The sequence below is a fragment of the Sphingobacteriia bacterium genome (genome assembly GCA_017304685.1).
Classification (GTDB): domain Bacteria; phylum Pseudomonadota; class Alphaproteobacteria; order Rickettsiales; family 33-17; genus JAFKLR01.
Map to the genome: position 1 here is coordinate 627,449 of JAFKLR010000003.1, position 19,196 is coordinate 646,644.

Genomic DNA, 19,196 nt, shown 5'->3' on the forward strand with positions numbered 1-19,196 from the left:
ATATGATTTTTTTTACTTTTAAAGCCTAAAATATATTTATAGAGATTAAATTTAATAAATTAATTAGTTTTTAATATAATAAATAAATTTACTATTTAGAAAAAATGTTTAATAATATAAGTATATGAATTACAAGTAATTTTAATTAACAATGCATAATAAAAATTATATAAAAACCATTTTTTTAGGCTTAAGCATAACAACAAGCCTTATTTCTATTCCGAAGCTTTCTAGCGCTTCTGACCATACAACTTATACCGAAATTAAACAAATTAATATTGAAGGTGAATCAATACTTTCCGCTAAAGATTTAGAAAAATGCATTGAAGATATCGAAGCAGATAAAATTACTATGAATGATATTATGAAGATCACTGAAGATATTACAAAGCAATATATAGATAAAGGTTTTATTTTTTCTAAAGCTATTGTTCCTAAACAGGTTATTAAAGATGGAATAATAACAATCGTTATGCTTGAGCCTAAAATTGAAAATATAATAATTGAGAATCCTCAACAAAAAATTAGCGATGAAACAATTAAAGAAATTATCGAGAAAGTAATCAAAAAAGGAAACGTTATTAATATAAGAGACATAGAAAAAATAATTTTATTGCTTAATGAAAGAGCCGGAGTAATTGTAAAAGGTGACCTTGTTAAAATTAAAAATAATAACTCCTTTAATTTTGTAGTTAAAGTAACTAGTCTTAAGAATTTTACTGCGGGTATTACAATTGATAATTTTGGTAACCCAGATTTAGGTCGCGCTCAAGCAAGTGGTTTCTTTAATTATTATAACCCTTTTAAAAAAGGCGATACATTTATATTTGAATTTGGTGGAAGTGGTGAAGAAATGCTATACGCCAAAGCAGGTTATAACATCCCTATAAATTATTATGGAACAAAATTAAGTTTAGGGGCAGCACATATAAAATATTTAATTCCAAATTTTACCAATCTTAAACCCGAAGGAAATGCAAATGTAGTTTCTATAGGTATTACCCAACCAATTACTAAAAGCTTAAGCTCTCAAATTGAAACGGGTTTAATATATGAATATAAGACTCTAAAAAATATTACAACTCTTAATATAAACACTACTAAAGATATTAATGCAGGAAAATGGAATTTAAATGGTAAATTTTCAAATAACATTTTAAATGGCGGTAATCTTTCAACAAATTTTAGTTACAATTATGGTTATTTAAAATTAAATGATGAAACAGATAGGGTTCAAGATTTGGCAACCAAAAAATCTGCTGGGAATTTTTCAAAAATTACTTATAATGCTGAGCTTTTTCAAAGGCTAAATAATAAATTTAGTACCAATATTTTATTACGCGGTCAACACGCTTTAAATAATTTAGATCCACTTGAAAAAGGTTCATTTGCAGGTCCAAATGGTGTGCGAGCTTATTCTTCTGAAGAAGGACTTGCAGATAATGGTTTTCTTGCTAGAGGTGAGTTAATTTATAATTTAAATGTAAAACAAAATAGTATATGGTTAGGACCATTTATAGATTATGGTCATTTAAGTTTACATAATAAAGTATGGAATGGATGGCAAGGATCAAATACTAACTTAAAAAATAATTATGATTTACTGGGGACTGGATTTAGAATAAATTTTGCACCTTGGAAAGGAATAAGCGCTGATTTTACTGCAGCAAAACAATTAAAAGTTAATTTAAATAAATCAAATGGTTCTTGTCAAAAAGGAAAACAATTCTGGTTTCAAGTTAAAAAATATTTTAACTAAATAGCATTGATTGGTAATAAGTTATCATAATCAAGTCTTTCGTGTTCTAAATTTTCTCTATTATAATCATTATAATTATTTTCAATATTAATTGAATCAATAGAAATTATTTCAATTAAATCATCAATAAGTACTTTAGGTAATTTTAAACTTATATAATTTGTGACTGCTTTTGACAAATGAGGATAAGCAAAAATAGTTTTGAAATACTCAATAGGAGCTGGGTTTCCACCTCCTCCACTACCGCCTCCGCCGCCACCGCCTCCTCCTGTACACGGAGTTGTACCTTCAAATAAAACTGTACCATTAAGTATCACTTTTCCAATAATAGTTGGATCATAATGTATTGTGTTATCTCCTATTGCTCCATCAATAGTAACGCATGCACAATTAGCGTCTTTAATAGAAGCATTAGCGCTTGCAATTTGCGCAGCTCTTACCCTTAATGGATTTGTAAACAATCCAATAGTTCCGCCAGTATCAAAGTTAACATCTCTAGTTGCATCGATATTAAATGTAGCGCTTCCATCTCCATCTAATATACTACCATTATTATTTATAGTAATATCTCTTGCGATTAAAGTTCCTGCTCTAAAATTACCTATAACATTTGTAAATGATATATCACCTGATCCATTAGCTGTAGCATTAACTCTTGTACCGAATACATTGGCAGAATCAAATATAATAGAATTATTACCTGCAGTAGTCGTTAAAGTACTTATTCCTGTAACATTAAGTATTCCTGTATCAGAAATATTGCCATCAGTTGAAATTGTAAGGTCACCGTTTACACTTGAATTACTAAAATTAATGTTAGATGTTGTACCGCTTAAGCTCGCATTTCCTGCTACTGTATTTAATGAAATAAGAGCACCATAAGAATTAGCATTATTTAAAGTTATAGCTTTCATTATTCCAGTTGTACTAAAACTACTATTTCCACCTATGGTTAGTACCCCTGTATCAGTTATTATTCCAGCAGTACTTGCCGTAAAATTTCCGCCAACACTTGATGCAGCAAAGTTTAAATCAGAAGAAGTGCCGGTAAGTGAAGCATTTCCGTCGTTAGTATTTAGACTAACTGTTCCACCAAACACATTAGCATTATTAAAAATAATATGTTTACCAATACCAGTTGTAGTAAAATCACTATTGTTTGTTACAGTAATTATTCCAGAATCTGAAATATCCCCACTAGTTGTAACTGATAAAATATTTCCAATATTTGATGCAGCAAAATTTAAATCAGAAGAAGTACCGCTAATTGTCGCATTTCCATTATTTGTATTTAAAGAAATTGTGCCTGAAAAATTATTAGCGCTATTAAAAGTTATATTTTTACCAACACCACTAGTAGTAAAATTTGCGTTTCCAAGTACAGATATTACCCCAGTATCTATAATATCATCTGTAGTATTTGCACTTAAGTTTCCTACTACTGCCGATGCAGCGAAATCAAGAATAGATGATGTATTACTTACCGAAGCATTTCCATTGACAGTATTCAAACTAATAGTTCCACCATATGTATTTGCATTATTTAAAGTAATATTTTTTCCTGCCCCTGTTACTGTAAATGCGGCATTGCCAGTTATAGATAGTGTTCCGCTATCAGTCAAATCACCAACAGATAGAGCTGTAAAATTTCCTCCAATGTTTGACGCAGCTAAGTCTAGGTTAGAATTTACATTTGTTATTGAGATATCGCTCCCTAGGTCTGTATTTAAACTAACTGCACCAGTGTAACTACTTGCGCTATTTAAATTAATTGTACTTGCACCGCTTGTTGTGAAATTACTTGTTCCACTTACTGTAATAACACCACTATCTAATATATTACCTGTTGTAGTTGCACTTAAATTCCCACCAATTGTAGAAGCGGCAAAGTTCAAGGCACTTGTTGTATTCGAAACACTTGCGTTACCGGTAGCACCTGTTGTATTAAGGCTTATTGTTCCGCCATAAGTGTTGGCATTATCAAGTGTAATATCATTATTATTGCCAGTAGAAGTAAATGATGCATTTCCGGTTATCGCTAAGACACCACTATCAGTTAAACTTCCTACTGAAGATGTAGTTAAATTACCGCCTATTGTTGATGCTGCTAAATCGAGTGCAGTTTGTACGTTTGTTATTGAAGCTGCTCCAGTGCCGGTATTTAAGCTTACTGATCCGGTATAAGAACTTGCGCTGTCAAGGGTGATGGTACTTGTACCACTTGTGGTGAAATTACTTGTTCCACCAACTGTAACGACACCACTATCTAATATATTTCCTGTTGTTGTTGCAGTTAGATTACCACCAATTGTAGAAGCTGCAAAGTTTAATGCGCTAGTAGTGTTCGTTACTGAAGCATTACCAATATTTGTATTAAGTGCAATAGTACCAGTATAAGTATTAGCGTTATCTAAAGTAATATTTGTCCCTACACCTGATGTACTAAATGACGAATTACCACCCACCGATATATTACCAACATCTGTAATATTACTTGAAGTACTAGCAGTTAAGTTACCACCAACTGAAGAAGCTGCAAATATTAGGGCACTTGTCGTATTAGTTAATGATGCGTTACCGGTAGCACCTGTTGTATTAAGGCTTATTGTTCCACCGTAAGTGTTAGCTTGATCAAGCGTAATGTCATTATTACTACCAGTTGTAGTAAATGATGCATTACCAGTTATTGCAAGAATACCGCTATCAGTTAAACTTCCTACTGAAGATGTAGTTAATGTACCGCCTATTGTTGATGCTGATAAATCAAGAGCTGTTTGTACGTTTGTTAATGATGCATTACCAGTGTCTGTATTTAAACTAACTGCACCTGTATAACTACTTGCGCTATTTAAATTAATTGTACTTGCACCGCTTGTTGTGAAATTACTTGTTCCACCTACTGTAATAACACCACTATCTAATATATTTCCGGTTGTAGTGGCTGTTAAATTCCCACCAATTGTAGAAGCGGCAAAGTTCAAGGCACTTGTTGTATTCGAAACACTCGCGTTACCGGTAGCACCTGTTGTATTAAGGCTTATTGTTCCACCGTAAGTGTTAGCTTGATCAAGCGTAATATCATTATTACTACCAGTTGTAGTAAATGATGCATTTCCGGTTATCGCTAAGACACCACTATCAGTTAAGCTACCTACCGACGATGTAGTTAATGTACCGCCTAATGTTGATGCTGCTAAATCGAGTGCAGTTTGTACGTTTGTTATTGAAGCTGCTCCAGTGCCGGTATTTAAGCTTACTGATCCGGTATAAGAACTTGCACTATCAAGTGTAATGGTACTTGTACCACTTGTGGTGAAATTACTTGTTCCACCAACTGTAACGACACCACTATCTAATATATTTCCTGTTGTTGTTGCAGTTAAATTACCACCTATTGTAGAAGCTGCAAAGTTTAAAGCGCTCGTTGTATTTGAAACACTTGCATTGCCTGAGGCTCCTGTTGTATTAAGACTTATCGTTCCGCCATATGTATTTGCGTCATTTAAGGTAATGGTATTATTGTTACCGGTTGTAGTAAATGACGCGTTACCAGTTATTGAAAGAACTCCACTATCGGTAATACTTCCTGTTGAAGAGGCAGTTAATGCTGCACCTACAGTTGATGCACCAAGATTTAATGCTGAAGTTACATTTGTTATAGAAGCCGCACCCGTTCCAGTATTTAAGCTCACTGCACCTGTGTAAGAACTTGCACTATCAAGTGTGATAGTACTTGCACCACTTGTGGTGAAATTACTTGTACCACCAACTGTAACGACACCTGTGTCTAATATATTGCCTGTTGTAGTTGCGGTTAAATTTCCACCTATTGTTGATGCTGCAAAGTTTAACGCTGAAGTTGTGTTTGTTACTGAAGCATTACCGGTAGCACCTGTTGTATTAAGACTTATTGTCCCACCGTAAGTGTTGGCATTATCAAGTGTAATAACATTATTATTGCCAGTAGAAGTAAATGATGCATTTCCAGTTATTGCTAAAACCCCGCTATCAGTTATTGAACCTGTAGTTGTTGCAGCGAAAGTTCCTCCCACAGTTGAAGCACCAAAATTTAAATCAGAAGTAAAATTGCTTAAACTTACGTTACCCGTACCATGAGTATTAAAACTTGCGACTCCTGTAAGAGTAGTACCATTGTTTAAAGTAATATTACCATTATTAGCTTGTGTATCGAAACGTGAAGTTCCACCAATTACTATAGCTCGATTATTACTAATGCTAGCTTGTGCTCTGAAATCAGAGTTTCCAGTTCCAGTATTAATACCACTTGTAGCATCAAAATTTGCTCCTCCAATGTTAACTCCTCCAGCTCTATTATCAACTGCCCACAAATTACCGTTTTGAGTTAAAGCAGTAAAGTTTGTTGCAGAAGTTTGTAAAGCCACAGAAGCACTTCCAATATTACCAGTAGTGTTTAAAGTATTTGAAATTTTAGTAGCTACAGAAGTGGCTGTAAGCCTATTAGCTGCATTATCTTGTAAAATATTACTACCAGCTGTGGCTCCATTATTTTCAAGTAAAATGTGGTTAGCTGTAATATTAGCAACCGTAATATCCCCATTCGTAGAATTTGTTTTACCAGCACCGTCACGCATTATAATCTGAACATTTCCAGTACCTGCATTAAGGGTTGTGCCTGCAGCCATTGTTATTGCAGCAGCCCCTGCATCACGCTGTGCATCGACTACCCCATTTGCTAAAGTATCATTACCTATAATTGTTAAATTAGCGTTATCAGTTGTAATATTAGCATTTAATAAAACGCTTCTACCTGCCTGAAGTGTTAAAACCCCACCATTACCAGAAGCATTATTTACTGTAATTGCACTATTTACTGTTATATCATTATTAGCTTGTAATGTAACTGCTGTACCTGTATCTAAAGTATTAGTTAAAAAACTAGGATGCAAAGTTAAAGAACTGTTAGGATATCTACCATAAGTTAACCCATTTCCATTTACTACACCTAAATAAACTTTACCTGTTCCGTCATTTGGAAAACTTGCAACATATCCGTTAAGAGCATCTACTGCTCTAACTAATGATGAATTCCCTGCGCTAGCAGCTGTACCTATAATACTAGTTGCCGCACTAATTGTGCCTCGTGTTACACCGCCCGGGTGACCTAAAGTTACCGCTCCAGCATTAGACGTTGCTCCATTATCCCACCCCGCTGTTCTAACAAGGTAATAACCATTAGCTAAAGCTGTTCCACCCTGCAATCCATCACTTGCAGTTGATCCCATTAAACTATTTGAAGTACTAACCGCACCTATTGTACCAGTTGAGCCATTTCCCCAAGTTACTGCACCAGCGCCAGCAATTGCTCCATTATCAGTACCAGAACCGTAGGCAAGATAATTTCCATCTGTTAAAGCAATAGCCCCATTATTCATATAAAAATCACCTCCAGTACTACCGTAAAGGCTATTAGTTGTTCCAACTGCTTCACCAACGTTATTGTTTACAGTCCTTCCATTACTACCATTAATCCATGTTGCAGCACCAACATTTGTTGTTGCACCTCTATCCCAATTTGCTGAAGAAACCACATAATTACCATTAGTTAAGGCTGTAAGTCCATGCAAACTAACTTGGTCCCCAGCTGTTGCACCATATAAACTATTTGAAGTACTAACTGCTCCTATAGTTTTTGTTCCAGCTGTTGAACCGTCACTCCAAGTTACTGCTCCTACCTGTGAGGTACCACCATTCGCCCAAAAAATACTTCTAACAGCAAAATTACCATTAGTTAAAGCCACAACTCCACTAGCATAACCGTTGCCTCCACCAGTTTGATCTCCAGCTGTGGAACCAACCAGACTGTTTGTAGCATTTACAACATCTTTTGTATTTCCAAGAACATTTTGGCCATTACTACCATTAATCCACGTTGCAGCTCCCCTACTACCATTCCAGCTTGGACTTTTAATTACATAGTTACCATTAGAAAGAACTGTAATTCCACCTCCACCCACACCATAGCTTGCTGCGTTTCCATATTGAGTATTAGACATCCAGACTGAATTAGCTGAAGCGGAGGTTCCACTTGCCCATGTAACGGCTCCAGCATCCGCTGAACCTGCAAATACCCATTTTGGAGAAATTAGTACATAATTTCCGCTTGATAAAGCTGTTATACCTCCACTACTAGCATTATCGTTATTAGAAGTTCCATAAATACTATTAGTTGTACTTACTACTCCAACTGTTTTTGTTCCGGCAGTTGAACCATCGCTCCAAGTAGAAGCCCCTGCATCAAGTATTGCTCCATTATCCCATAAAGGACTCGATACAACAAAATTGCCATTGGTTAAAGCGGTTATTCCACCACTACTTACCTGATCATTATTTGTACTTCCAATTAAACTATTACTACTACTTAAGGTAGCACTTACATTTCCTTGAGAATTCTGACCATTCGCACCATTAACCCATGTTGCTGCACCACGAGCTGTACCTGATCCATTCCAATTCGGACTTGAAATAACATAATTACCGTTAGATAAAACTGTTACACCTCCGCTACCAACTTGACTGTTATTTTCATTACCAGTTTGAGAATATCCAAATACTGAACCAACATTTGCTCCATTTCCATCGCCCCATGTTACAGCGCCTGCGGCAGTAGTTGTAGCAGTATACCAATTTGGACTAATAATAACATAGTTCCCATTTGGTAACGCAACAACTCCTCCACTTCCTACATTCTGATTAGCTCTAGCACCATATAGAGAATTAGTAGTGCTAGTTATACCTACTGTACCCGTATTACCATTCCCCCAAGTAGTACCGCCGCCTTGAGTGAAACCTGCGCTATTCCATAATGGGCTTATTACAACATAATTGCCGTTTGTTAAGGCGGTAATACCGCCACTGCTTACCTGATCACTGGCAGTATTTCCTATTAAACTATTTGTACTACTTACAGTGCCGCTTACACCAGTTGTTCCACTTCCCCATGTAGCAGCTCCGGCATCGGTTACCGTAGCGGTGTTAACTAATGGACTTTTGATTACAAAATTATTATTCCCTGTTAAGGTTATAATGCCGCCGCTACCTACCTGATCACTTGCTCTTGCTCCATTAAAGGTACTAATTAATGCTCCAGAAGTGCCATTATACAAGTAAACCGCTCCTGCATCTGTGGCAATTGCATCATCATTTGGAACAGCAATTACTATATTCCCATTACCTAAAACGGTTACATTTGTGCCAAATGTATTGCCTGCAAGTGGTGAAGGGTCTACTAATTGATAATAAGCAATGCTACCTGTAGTAGAATCGATTGTAATATTCTTTGGATCTAAAAGTAATTTACCTTCGGCGCTACCGGATGCTGTAACATTTCCTGCATAAACAAGCTCATCTTTTGATGAAACTTCAACTAAACCACCTTTACTATTTTTACCTGTTCCATTAACTGTAATATTACCGCTAAATGATGTTTTATTATCTGACCAAACAACTACTTCTCCACCATCTCCTTCAAGTGTAGCATTCGCTGATATTGTAGTACTATGATTTATATTTGTAGTATTTGCGTTTGTTAATTCTCCTTTCCCATGAAAATCACCGCCAATTTTAATTTTACCACCATTATCACCACCATTTGCCTCGATATTAGCGCCATGCAATTCAACGTTACTAGCAGTTATTTCAATGCTTCCGCCTGTATTTTCTTTACCAATTACCTCAATATTACCTGAAGAATAATAATTACCTTTTTCTTCACTTATAACTTTAATTTTTCCACCATTAGCCTCGCCGTTTGCTGCAATATTACCTTTAATACTTTCAATATATTTATCAACAAAGTTTATCGTAATATCACCACCGTCTTTCTCTAATCCATTAGCTTTAATACTTCCTTGATTGATGATATTACGGCTATTAATCTTAATATTTCCACCTTTTATTCCACTTGCATCAAGAGTGCCGGTATTATAAACTCTATCGCTATTAACTGAAACCGATCCACCTTCACTCTGAATTATGCCTTCATTATTGATAAGCTCGCTTTCATAGCCTTCAAGAATAATTTGTCCATTTTTTTCAAGCAAGTTATTGGCCTGAATTAATCCTTGATTGTCAATTGTAGCTCCAATTAATTCACCCTTAGCTTTTCCTGCAATAATTATATTTCCACCATTTGCAATAATAGCAGATTTATTAATTATCATTCCATCAAGAGCTGCTTCATCAATTACTACATTAATTAACCCATTATTATCATAATTAAAGCTAACTTGTTCACCTGAAATTAGAGCTAATTTACCTTCATTAGCTTGAATTTTTCCTTCATTAGTAATTCTTTGACCAATTAGTATTACATTACCTTTTTCTGCTGAAATAATGCCTTTATTAATTATTTCTTTACTATCCCCTATTCCTGCCCATTTATGGTCAATTTGATTTAATGTTGATGCAACTAATCCGCCAACATCTATACGAGCATTTTCACCAAAAATAACGCCATTAGGATTAATTAAATAAACCTGACCATTGGCATTCAAGCGACCTTGAATATCCGATACTTCACTGCCGATAACTTTATTTATTGCAATAGAATCGTTACTGGGTTGTTGAAAGTTAACCGTTGCATTTTCGCTAATACTGAAATTCTGCCAATTGGTAACTAAAGTGTTTGTTTGCTGAATAACGTCCAGTGTTGTAGGTGTGTAATTTAAGGTAGCATTTCCCTGGACTATTTCGCTACCGGAAGGAAGAATATGAGATAAAGTTTCGTTAGCAGAACAAATATTATAATTTGATAGAATGATTGTAAAACCTAGTAAACTAGATAAAATAGTTTTACTCTGAAGTTTTTTAATCATCATATAATACAAATTAATTAATATTTTAACCTTTTAGAAATATTATTATATATTCTGGTTAAAAAGTAAACATTTTTACTAATTTAATTGATTAAAATTCAAAGAAATCTTGTTTTTTTATTTATAACTATTAATGTAAAACTTTAATTATATCTCTAATTTTCCTAAAGACTCGAAAGAATTGCTTTTAAAGAATAAAACGATTTAACCTACAATATAAATAACTTAAAAATGTTAAATACTTTATTTAATCTTTACTTAAAATTTACTTTTTTAAAATTAACTTACTTTTATTTGAGAAATTAAAAGATATAAGTTTATAAATTAATAAAGGTGCATTATAGTCAAATAAATTTTTTAAATGGATTAAGACATATGAAGTGGGTATTTCTAGGTAATATTTTAAATGCAACTGGTTTAAGTATTTTTAATTTTTCAAAATATAAAAGTCAAAATAGCGTAAGCAGGTTTAAAACAAACTTATTTAGTACTCACAATTACACTAATATGCATTTTAAGGCTAATGTTATTAGTAAAAATAATATAAAAGAATTCTCTACAAAAAGAATCTCTACTAATAAAAAAGGGCTTATTAGTAAGGATTTTCTATTATTACGTAAAGAAAATGAAGAATTAACCAATCAAATAGCTAATTTACCTCTGTCTACTCAAATGCAATCTTATTTAAAAATTGATAATAAAACCTTACAAACAATTTTTTATTGTTTTATAAAGCATAATAAATATCAAAATATAAAGGCTTTACTGGATATAAATGCAAATATTATTAATCTTCAAGATGAAAATGGTAATTCAGCTTTACATTATGCTGTCTTAAGTAAGAATACAAAAATAGTAAAATTGCTAATGGATAAAGGAGCTAATTTAAACCTATTAAATTTTGAAGGCTATTCGCCAATTCATCTAGCAGTAGAAAAATCTTTATTTTCGATATTAGAATTACTTTTTTGTTATAGTTTTGATAGAAATAAAATAGAAAAAACGATTAATCTTTTAGATATAGCTCAAAATTTTCATATCAGAGAATTAATTTATACTAAATTTAAAAAAGGGTTAAGCGACCAAAAGCAATATTTAAATAATTTTAAATGTCAAAGAGAGATTTATAATTTAAACTTGGAAAAAATCCATCTACGTTTTAGATGAAGATAAATAAAAAAGGGTTCATACTAAATTAATAAGAACCCTTTTTATAAATATTTTTTTTATTTTCTTTTAATCATCTACATCAAGATTATCATCATCGAACGTAACATCTGAATCTAAATCGCCTTCTTCAACAATTTGCTCCATGTCTTCAGCAAGTTCTTCACTGAGACTTTCCATCATTTGTAAAGCTTCTTCATCGTTATCATCAACCTCATCATCATTAATAAGGTCTCTTTGTAAGCGTTTTTGGAATGATTGAACTGCCATTTCTTTTAAAGATTCAACTTCAATAACTTTGTCACCAATTTCTCTAAGAGCTACTACAGCGTTTTTATCATTGTCTCTTTCAACAAGAATTTGTGAGCCAGAAGTAATTGCTTTAGCTCTTTGTGCCGCTAAAACTACTAGTTCAAATCTATTATCAACTACTTCCGCGCAATCTTCTACAGTAATACGTGCCATATTTTCCCTCTTGTATATATTTCAGGCTGAATTATACCCATTATTTATAAAATATGCAAAATAATTTTAACTAGTCTAGATTTATTTATTAATATGTGTTAAAGTACGCCACAAATTATTTAAATTATTCCTTTATAAAGCTGAAATATTTTATTTAAATTGTTGTAAAATAAAAGAATGGTAAAGTGTAAACGAGTTTATTTTTAGATTTACTAAACGAAGATGGATAAGTATAATACTTTTAAAAACTTATAATATCTTAATATATAAGAATTAATTACTTAATGAGATAAAAAATGCATCCAGAGATTTTTGATAACTCTTTTCCAGCGTTAGATTTAGATACTAAATATATTTTAAGAGAAGTTAACATTGAAGCTGATGCAGGTGAATATTTCATTTATATGAACCATCCTGAAGTTGCAAAATATCTTGCAGAAGAAGATATTCCTCGTTCAATTGAGCATGCAAAACATGAACTTAAATATTGGTATTCCCTTTTTACAGGTAAATATAGTATTTATTGGGCTATTGCAGTTAGAGAAAATGATCAGATAATTGGTACATGCGGTTTTAATAACTGGAATTACAGACATGATAGAGCAGAAATAAGTGTAGATATTAATCCTGATTTTTGGAATCAGGGAATTGGGACAAGATGCGTAAAACTTTTAAACGAATTTGCTTTTAGTCAAATGAAAGTTAAACGTATCCAAGCGACTATTGCAAAAGATAATCATCGCTCAATGCGTGTTTTTATGAAAAACCACTATCAAAAAGAAGGTTTACTTAAAAAATACGCTAAACTTCAAGGCGAGCAAAAAGATTTCTTTATGTTTTCAATGACGAAATAGATTTATTTTATTCTTTGATATTTAGTTGGCTCATCTTCACCAGTAATATCAACGATTTCTCTATTTGTTTTATTATTGTTATCTTGTCTTCTAGTGTATTTACGTTTATTTCTAATAGGTAATGGAATATTTAATTCTTCTTCTTTTATTCTAAAATTATTACTTTCACTATTCTCTAGCTCTTTTCTCATTGTTTTAATGGTTTCTAAATTATTTATACTTTGTGCTAATAATTGTTTAAGTTGTTCATTAGCTTGTCTATAAGAATCCTGTAAACTAATTATTAAATCTTTGCGTTTTAATGATTCTTCTTTTTGCTTTTCTTCATATTTTTTTGAAAGTTCTTTTGAAATAAAGTCGATTAAATTACTTTCGTGCGCAGGTAAACCTGGAAATAAATCTTCAATATTTAAAGAAATTGGATAATAATCATCATTATTATTTTTACTAGAATTTTCTTCAAGCTCTAAATCTTTTTTAATTAAACTCATAAAAATTACATAAAAAAATTATATATAAGAAAAGTATAAATAAATTTTAATAAAGGAAAATACTTTTATTTATATGTAAGTTGTCGAAGGTAATAATCCATTAAGGTTAACGCAAGCATTGATTCAACTACTACAACTGCCCTTATGGCCACACAAGGGTCATGACGACCTTTTACTAAAATTTCAGTTTCATTATATTGTGTATCAATTGTTTGCTGAATTTTAGGAATAGAGCTTGTAGGTTTAAAGGTAACGGTTACATCAATGGTATCACCATTACTAATTCCACCTAAAATACCGCCTGCGTTATTTGTAATAAAGTTTGGTTTACCATTTTGAATTGAAAGTTGATCATTATGTTCACTACCTTTCATTAAACTTGCATTAACACCACTACCTATTTCAATAGCTTTAGCTGCTGGAATGCTTATCATTGCTTTAGCAATTTCTGCATCAAGTTTATCAAAAACGGGCTCTCCTAATCCTATTGGAACTCCAGTTGCAACCACCCTGACCTTTCCACCAATTGAGTCACAATTTTTTCTAGTATTTTCTATTAATTCCAACCACTTAATAGTAATACTTTCATCTGAAGTAAAAAAATTATAATTAAAATACTGATTTGTATAAAATTCTTGTGATTTTAAATCTCCAATTTGAATAAGCTCAGCGTGAATATTTATACCTCTTTGCTTAAGGAAAAGCCTTGCCACACTTCCTGACGCTACACGCATAGCTGTTTCTCTAGCACTAGCTCTTCCCCCTCCATTATAATCATATATTCCGTATTTATGAAAATAAGTAAAATCTGCATGTCCTGGTCGAAAAATACTTTCTAAGTTATTGTAATCTTTAGATTTTTTATCATGATTTTCAATAATCATTGTTAAAGGGGCGCCAGTCGTTTGACCTTTAAAAACCCCTGAAACAATTTTAACTTTATCTTCTTCCTTTCTTTGACTTGTAAGCTTGTTCCTACCTGGTTTGCGTAAATCAAGGAAATATTGAATATCTTCTTCATTAATAGTGAATTTTGGAGGAACACCATCAATAACGCAACCAATTATTTCACCATGGCTTTCACCAAAACTTGTTACCTTAAAATATTTTCCAAATGTATTTCCAGTCATATTATTATTTTTAAAATAATTTTAATAAATATTATATAAGCATAATTTATTATAAAACAAATAATTAAAATATTATTAAAAATATATTAATTTACTTGTAATTTTTAACACAAGAGATTATAATGTACAAAAAATTATTGTAGGTAAAAAATGAGTAAATTAAAAAATATTCAAAGTTTTTATGGGTTAAATTTTAAGGTTGATGATGAAAGCAAACAAATAAAAAGAATATTTATTGGAAAAGATAAAGATGTAACCCTTGAAAATTTTAAACATTCATTAATACGTTAGCAGAATCTTTTAACATTATTCCGGGAGAAAACCCTGATTATGGGAGAATAATTAAGCTAATTAGCGTTCATTTACACCCTGATCGCCTTATCAATATAAATTCACAATTTTACCAAACTTTAAATTTGCCTCCTAAAAATTTAACTAGTGAACAGATAAATATATTTCGTAATGAATTATTTAAAATTCTATTACCACTTAAAGGGTTAAGCGCTGAAACATTTGATCAAACAGCAGAAATACTGGTATTGGAAGCGTTCGGTAAAGAATCTGTGCAACAAAAAACTATGAGAATGCTTCACTCAGTAATTGTTAAAATGAAAACTGATCCTAGTGTTGATCCTTCTGAAGAGTTATTAAGTTTAATAACTGATTTATTTAAATTATATGGTGGAAAGAAAATTAATCAAGAAGACAAGGATTATTTAGAAAAATATGTAAATAAAATCGCTAAAATACTTGAAGCAGATAGAAAGAAAAAAGCTCCTTCTAAATTATTTACTAATTTAGGCACTTTAATTTTTTCCTTAATACCTACAATAGCATTTTCTCAAGGAATATATAAAATATTTTTGTCACAAGCTGCTAGACAAGAAATGTCGCTTAATAGTTTTAGAATTGGATATAGCTTCATAATTTTTAATGTTTTTAATAGCCTTTTTAAAAATCTTAGTGAATATATATTTGAATCTTCAAAAACAAACTTAAATATAGCAAAAGTTTTAGAAAATTATTTTAAAACACTTATAAAAAAAGACGTCTCAAATGAGAGCTATACTGAGTTCCTTTATATGATGCAAGAAAACGCACCTTTTATAAATAAACAAGTAATGAAAGAAATGGATATGATTGGTAAAAAAGGAAAAGGTCCTCATTTACATACTGAAACATATGCAAGGGCAAAAACCTTAAAAGAGCTTAAAGAAAAATATAAAAATAATGAATTAGGTATTGATTATAATCTTTTAAAAGATGTTGTTATTCAGTCTGCAGTAATTTTGTTTGGTTTTTATACAAACGCTTTAACAGTTAACCGTAAAATGAATAATATTATAAAAATACTAACCCCAATTATAGTATACGCGGTAAATAAAACGGTTAAAAATTTAGCCCATTATGATCAATTAGGCTTTTTTAATTACGGTAGTGGAATGTCTCATGTTGATAATATAAATGAGGAAAAAGTTAACAAGTTTATTGAACCAAAAGCTCCTAATGCAGAACAAACTCCTGAACACGCATTATTTAATAATTTAAGAAAACGCGCAGTATATGTTGGTCCTAGTTCAAATAATATCTTATGTTCTCAAGCTACTTTTAAGCAAAAACTTAAAATGATGACTTTACCTGTATGTTATAGAACCAAAACCCAACAAGATGAAGCCTTTGTTTCTAATAATAAGAGCATTATCAAACCAAATTAATAGTAAATTTTAAACTAGGTAATTTATAAAATTGCCTAGTTTAAAATTAAAAATAAATTTCCCTTGCACTTCCCAAAACTTCATAGTAGCAATACGATAAATAATTAAAAGTTACTTTCTTTAAAGTTTAAGGGCTCTTACCTAATATGTATGGTTGGATAATATTTCAAAAGCTTATCGCTTTATACCTAAATATCTTTTTAGGCTTTATTTGTGCACGTTTTTTAAAAGTTGCAGCAAATGATATTGCAAAATTAATATTTTACTTAATTACTCCATTTGTAATATTTCAAGGGTTACTTAAAACAAATTTAGACGAAAACATATTATTATTACCATTTTGTATATTTATTATATGTTGCATTCTTTGCGGCTTATTCTACTATATTGCTGGAAAATATTGGCGTAATACAGTAAGAAATATAGTGGCTTTTTCAGCAGGAACTGGAAATTCTGGTTTCTTAGGCTTGCCTATTGCTATTGGAATTACAAATAATAACGATTATTTAGTTGGAACTTATATAACGGCAACCTTAGGGGTTAGTTTATACGAAAATACCTTAGGTTACTTTATTGCGGCGAAGGGAGAAAATACCGGTAAGGAATGTCTAAAAAGATTAGTAAGATTACCGATTTTATATGCATTTGTTATTGGAACCATTGCAAATTTATATGGATTAAGAATAAATAGCTTACCTGCAAATATGCTTGAGTTTTTAAATTACATGCAAGGATGTTATGTGACGCTTGGAATTATTATTATTGGCATCGCTTTAGGGCAAGTAGAAAAGTTTTCAATAGATTATAAATTTTTAGGCGTAACATTCTTTGCAAAATTTATTTGCTGGCCAATGCTAATGACATTATTTATATTAATGGATAAGTCATTTTTTCATTTATATAATGAGGATATATATGATTTACTCATGCTTATGTCTATTGTTCCACTTGCAACTAATACAGTTACTTTATCAATTTTATTTAAAGTACATCCAGAAAAAGCTGCAACAACTGTACTTGCAGGAGCAATTTTCGCAATGTTTTATATGTCAATAATGATTAATTATGTTATCAAATAATAATACTATAGTTTTAGGAAAAAACGGTAATCTTGCTAAAAGCTTACAAGCTTTAAACGGCAATTTTACTTATATAGGTCATGATCAAATTAATTTATTGGATATAAATAATATTCAAAAAAATCTGTCCATTTATAATCCAAAAATAATTATAAATACTTCTGCTTTTAGGAAAGTTGACCTTGCTGAAACTTGTAAGGAAGAAGCAAATGTTTTAAATCATTTAGCAGTCAAAGAAATAGCAAAATATTGCGAAGAAAATGATGCTACTCTTATTCATATTTCAACTGATTATGTATTTGATGGTAAGAGCCAGATACCATACGTGGAGACTGATCCAGTAAATCCTATTAATATTTATGGTATATCTAAACTAAAAGGTGAAGAAGCTATTCAAAATAATTTGAAGAAACACATTATAATTAGATCTAGTTGGTTTTTTAATGCAATACAAGGATGCCAGAATTATTTCTTTTTAATGTTAAACTTTATGAAGAAAGATAAAGAATTTAAAGCTATTAATGACCAACTCGGGAATCCAACATATACTCCTGAACTTGCTAAAGCAATTTGTAAAATAATTAATAAGCTTGATAATTATGGGATTTATCATTATAGTGGTAAAGATTATGTTACATGGCTTGAGGTAGCTAATAAAATTCATGAATTTGCTATAAAAAATAATGTAGAGCTAAAATGTAATAAAATAATACCAATTTCCACAAAAGACATGAATCAGACTGCTATAAGGCCTTTATTTACCGCATTAAATTGTTCAAAAATTGAACAAGATTATGAAATTCAAACCGTACCCTTTACTAATTCATTAAATGAATGTTTTAAAAAATACATTACGGAGAATGTATGATAAGCGCAGTTACAATTACCTACCACACAGGTCCAATACTTATAGATTGTTTAAAAAATTTATCTGATAACAAATATATAAGCGAGATAGTATTACTTAATAATGGTAATCCAGAAGGCTTTATTGAAACAGTCCCTGAAAAAGTTAATAGTGAAAAGTTAAAAATAATTTCTGGTCATGGAAATATTGGTTTTAGTAAAGGATGTAATTTAGGTGCTAAACATGCAACAGGTGATTATATACTTATAGTTAACCCTGATTGTATTGTAAGACCAGATTTTGATTTTAAAGCTTTACTTGATGCTTTAGATGACCCTAAAATAATGATGTCAACTTGCAGAATTTTTAATAAAGATGGTACTGAGCAAAGAGGAAGCAGAAGAAATATATTAAATCCATATAATGTTTTTTATGGTTTTAACTTAAACAAATCCCCTATTCCTACTGATCCTTTTTACGTAGAAGCTACATCCGGAGCTTTTATGCTCTTTAAGAAAGAAGATTATAATATGCTTGGTGGTTTTGACGAAAATTATTACCTACATGTTGAAGACATGGATTTATGTATGAAAATCAAGCAAATAGGAGGAAAAATTAAATATTTTCCTAAAGTAACAATTATGCACGCATTAAGTACAAGCGATGCACCTAAAAAATTTATTGAACAACACAAGCTAAATGGTTTAATATATTATTATAATAAGTATTTTGGTAACAATTTATTAACGCCAATAGTTCTCTTTCTATTAAAAATTAGATTTTATTTAAGGTTTTCCATTAAGTAACCTTTAAAGGTTAATTTTCGTCTTGCAA

The 19,196-nt window shown here is 31.3% G+C and carries 12 protein-coding genes; 8 read left to right on the plus strand and 4 right to left on the minus strand.

The window, feature by feature from the left end; translation table 11 throughout:
- The first annotated feature begins 151 nt into the window (after nt 1-151).
- Nucleotides 152-1,759, plus strand: coding sequence for a ShlB/FhaC/HecB family hemolysin secretion/activation protein (locus J0H68_02995; protein MBN8827656.1), 1,608 nt, complete (start codon nt 152-154; stop codon nt 1,757-1,759).
- Here the strand turns inward: J0H68_02995 and J0H68_03000 are convergent.
- Complete coding sequence (locus J0H68_03000; protein ID MBN8827657.1) at nt 1,756-10,617, minus strand: hypothetical protein; 8,862 nt, start codon at nt 10,615-10,617, stop codon at nt 1,756-1,758. The two genes, J0H68_02995 and J0H68_03000, sit on opposite strands and share 4 nt — an antisense overlap.
- Nucleotides 10,618-10,989: 372 nt before the next feature.
- Here J0H68_03000 and J0H68_03005 point away from each other — a divergent pair, with 372 nt between their 5' ends.
- Nucleotides 10,990-11,781, plus strand: coding sequence for an ankyrin repeat domain-containing protein (locus J0H68_03005; protein MBN8827658.1), 792 nt, complete (start codon nt 10,990-10,992; stop codon nt 11,779-11,781).
- Between the two features lie 69 nt (nt 11,782-11,850).
- Here J0H68_03005 and J0H68_03010 read toward each other — a convergent pair whose 3' ends face one another.
- Nucleotides 11,851-12,246, minus strand: coding sequence for a DNA-directed RNA polymerase subunit omega (locus J0H68_03010; protein MBN8827659.1), 396 nt, complete (start codon nt 12,244-12,246; stop codon nt 11,851-11,853).
- Between the two features lie 296 nt (nt 12,247-12,542).
- Here J0H68_03010 and J0H68_03015 point away from each other — a divergent pair, with 296 nt between their 5' ends.
- Nucleotides 12,543-13,100 (plus strand): GNAT family N-acetyltransferase, encoded by a 558-nt coding sequence (locus J0H68_03015; protein ID MBN8827660.1) that lies wholly within the window; start codon nt 12,543-12,545, stop codon nt 13,098-13,100.
- Between the two features lie 2 nt (nt 13,101-13,102).
- Here the strand turns inward: J0H68_03015 and J0H68_03020 are convergent, their stop codons facing one another.
- Nucleotides 13,103-13,591, minus strand: coding sequence for a hypothetical protein (locus J0H68_03020; GenBank protein MBN8827661.1), 489 nt, complete (start codon nt 13,589-13,591; stop codon nt 13,103-13,105).
- Between the two features lie 65 nt (nt 13,592-13,656).
- Nucleotides 13,657-14,721 (minus strand): chorismate synthase, encoded by a 1,065-nt coding sequence (aroC, locus tag J0H68_03025; protein ID MBN8827662.1) that lies wholly within the window; start codon nt 14,719-14,721, stop codon nt 13,657-13,659.
- Between the two features lie 150 nt (nt 14,722-14,871).
- Between aroC and J0H68_03030 the strand changes: the two genes are divergently transcribed.
- The 5 genes from J0H68_03030 (at nt 14,872) to J0H68_03050 (ending at nt 19,168) form a co-directional block, all read left to right on the plus strand.
- Nucleotides 14,872-15,012: a hypothetical protein gene (locus J0H68_03030; GenBank protein ID MBN8827663.1), complete on the plus strand. Its 141-nt coding sequence runs from the start codon at nt 14,872-14,874 to the stop codon at nt 15,010-15,012.
- Between the two features lie 125 nt (nt 15,013-15,137).
- Entirely contained in the window at nt 15,138-16,436 is a 1,299-nt protein-coding gene (locus tag J0H68_03035; GenBank protein MBN8827664.1) for a hypothetical protein, read from the plus strand.
- A gap of 146 nt (nt 16,437-16,582) precedes the next feature.
- On the plus strand, nt 16,583-17,515 hold the full coding sequence (locus J0H68_03040) for an AEC family transporter (GenBank protein ID MBN8827665.1): 933 nt from the start codon (nt 16,583-16,585) through the stop codon (nt 17,513-17,515).
- The gene (gene rfbD / locus J0H68_03045; protein MBN8827666.1) at nt 17,502-18,383 is read left to right on the plus strand and encodes a dTDP-4-dehydrorhamnose reductase; all 882 of its coding nucleotides are present in this window, start codon (nt 17,502-17,504) and stop codon (nt 18,381-18,383) included. The genes J0H68_03040 and rfbD overlap by 14 nt, the downstream gene beginning before the upstream one ends.
- On the plus strand, nt 18,380-19,168 hold the full coding sequence (locus J0H68_03050; GenBank protein MBN8827667.1) for a glycosyltransferase family 2 protein: 789 nt from the start codon (nt 18,380-18,382) through the stop codon (nt 19,166-19,168). Before rfbD ends, J0H68_03050 begins: the two co-directional genes overlap by 4 nt.
- Nucleotides 19,169-19,196 lie beyond the last annotated feature (28 nt).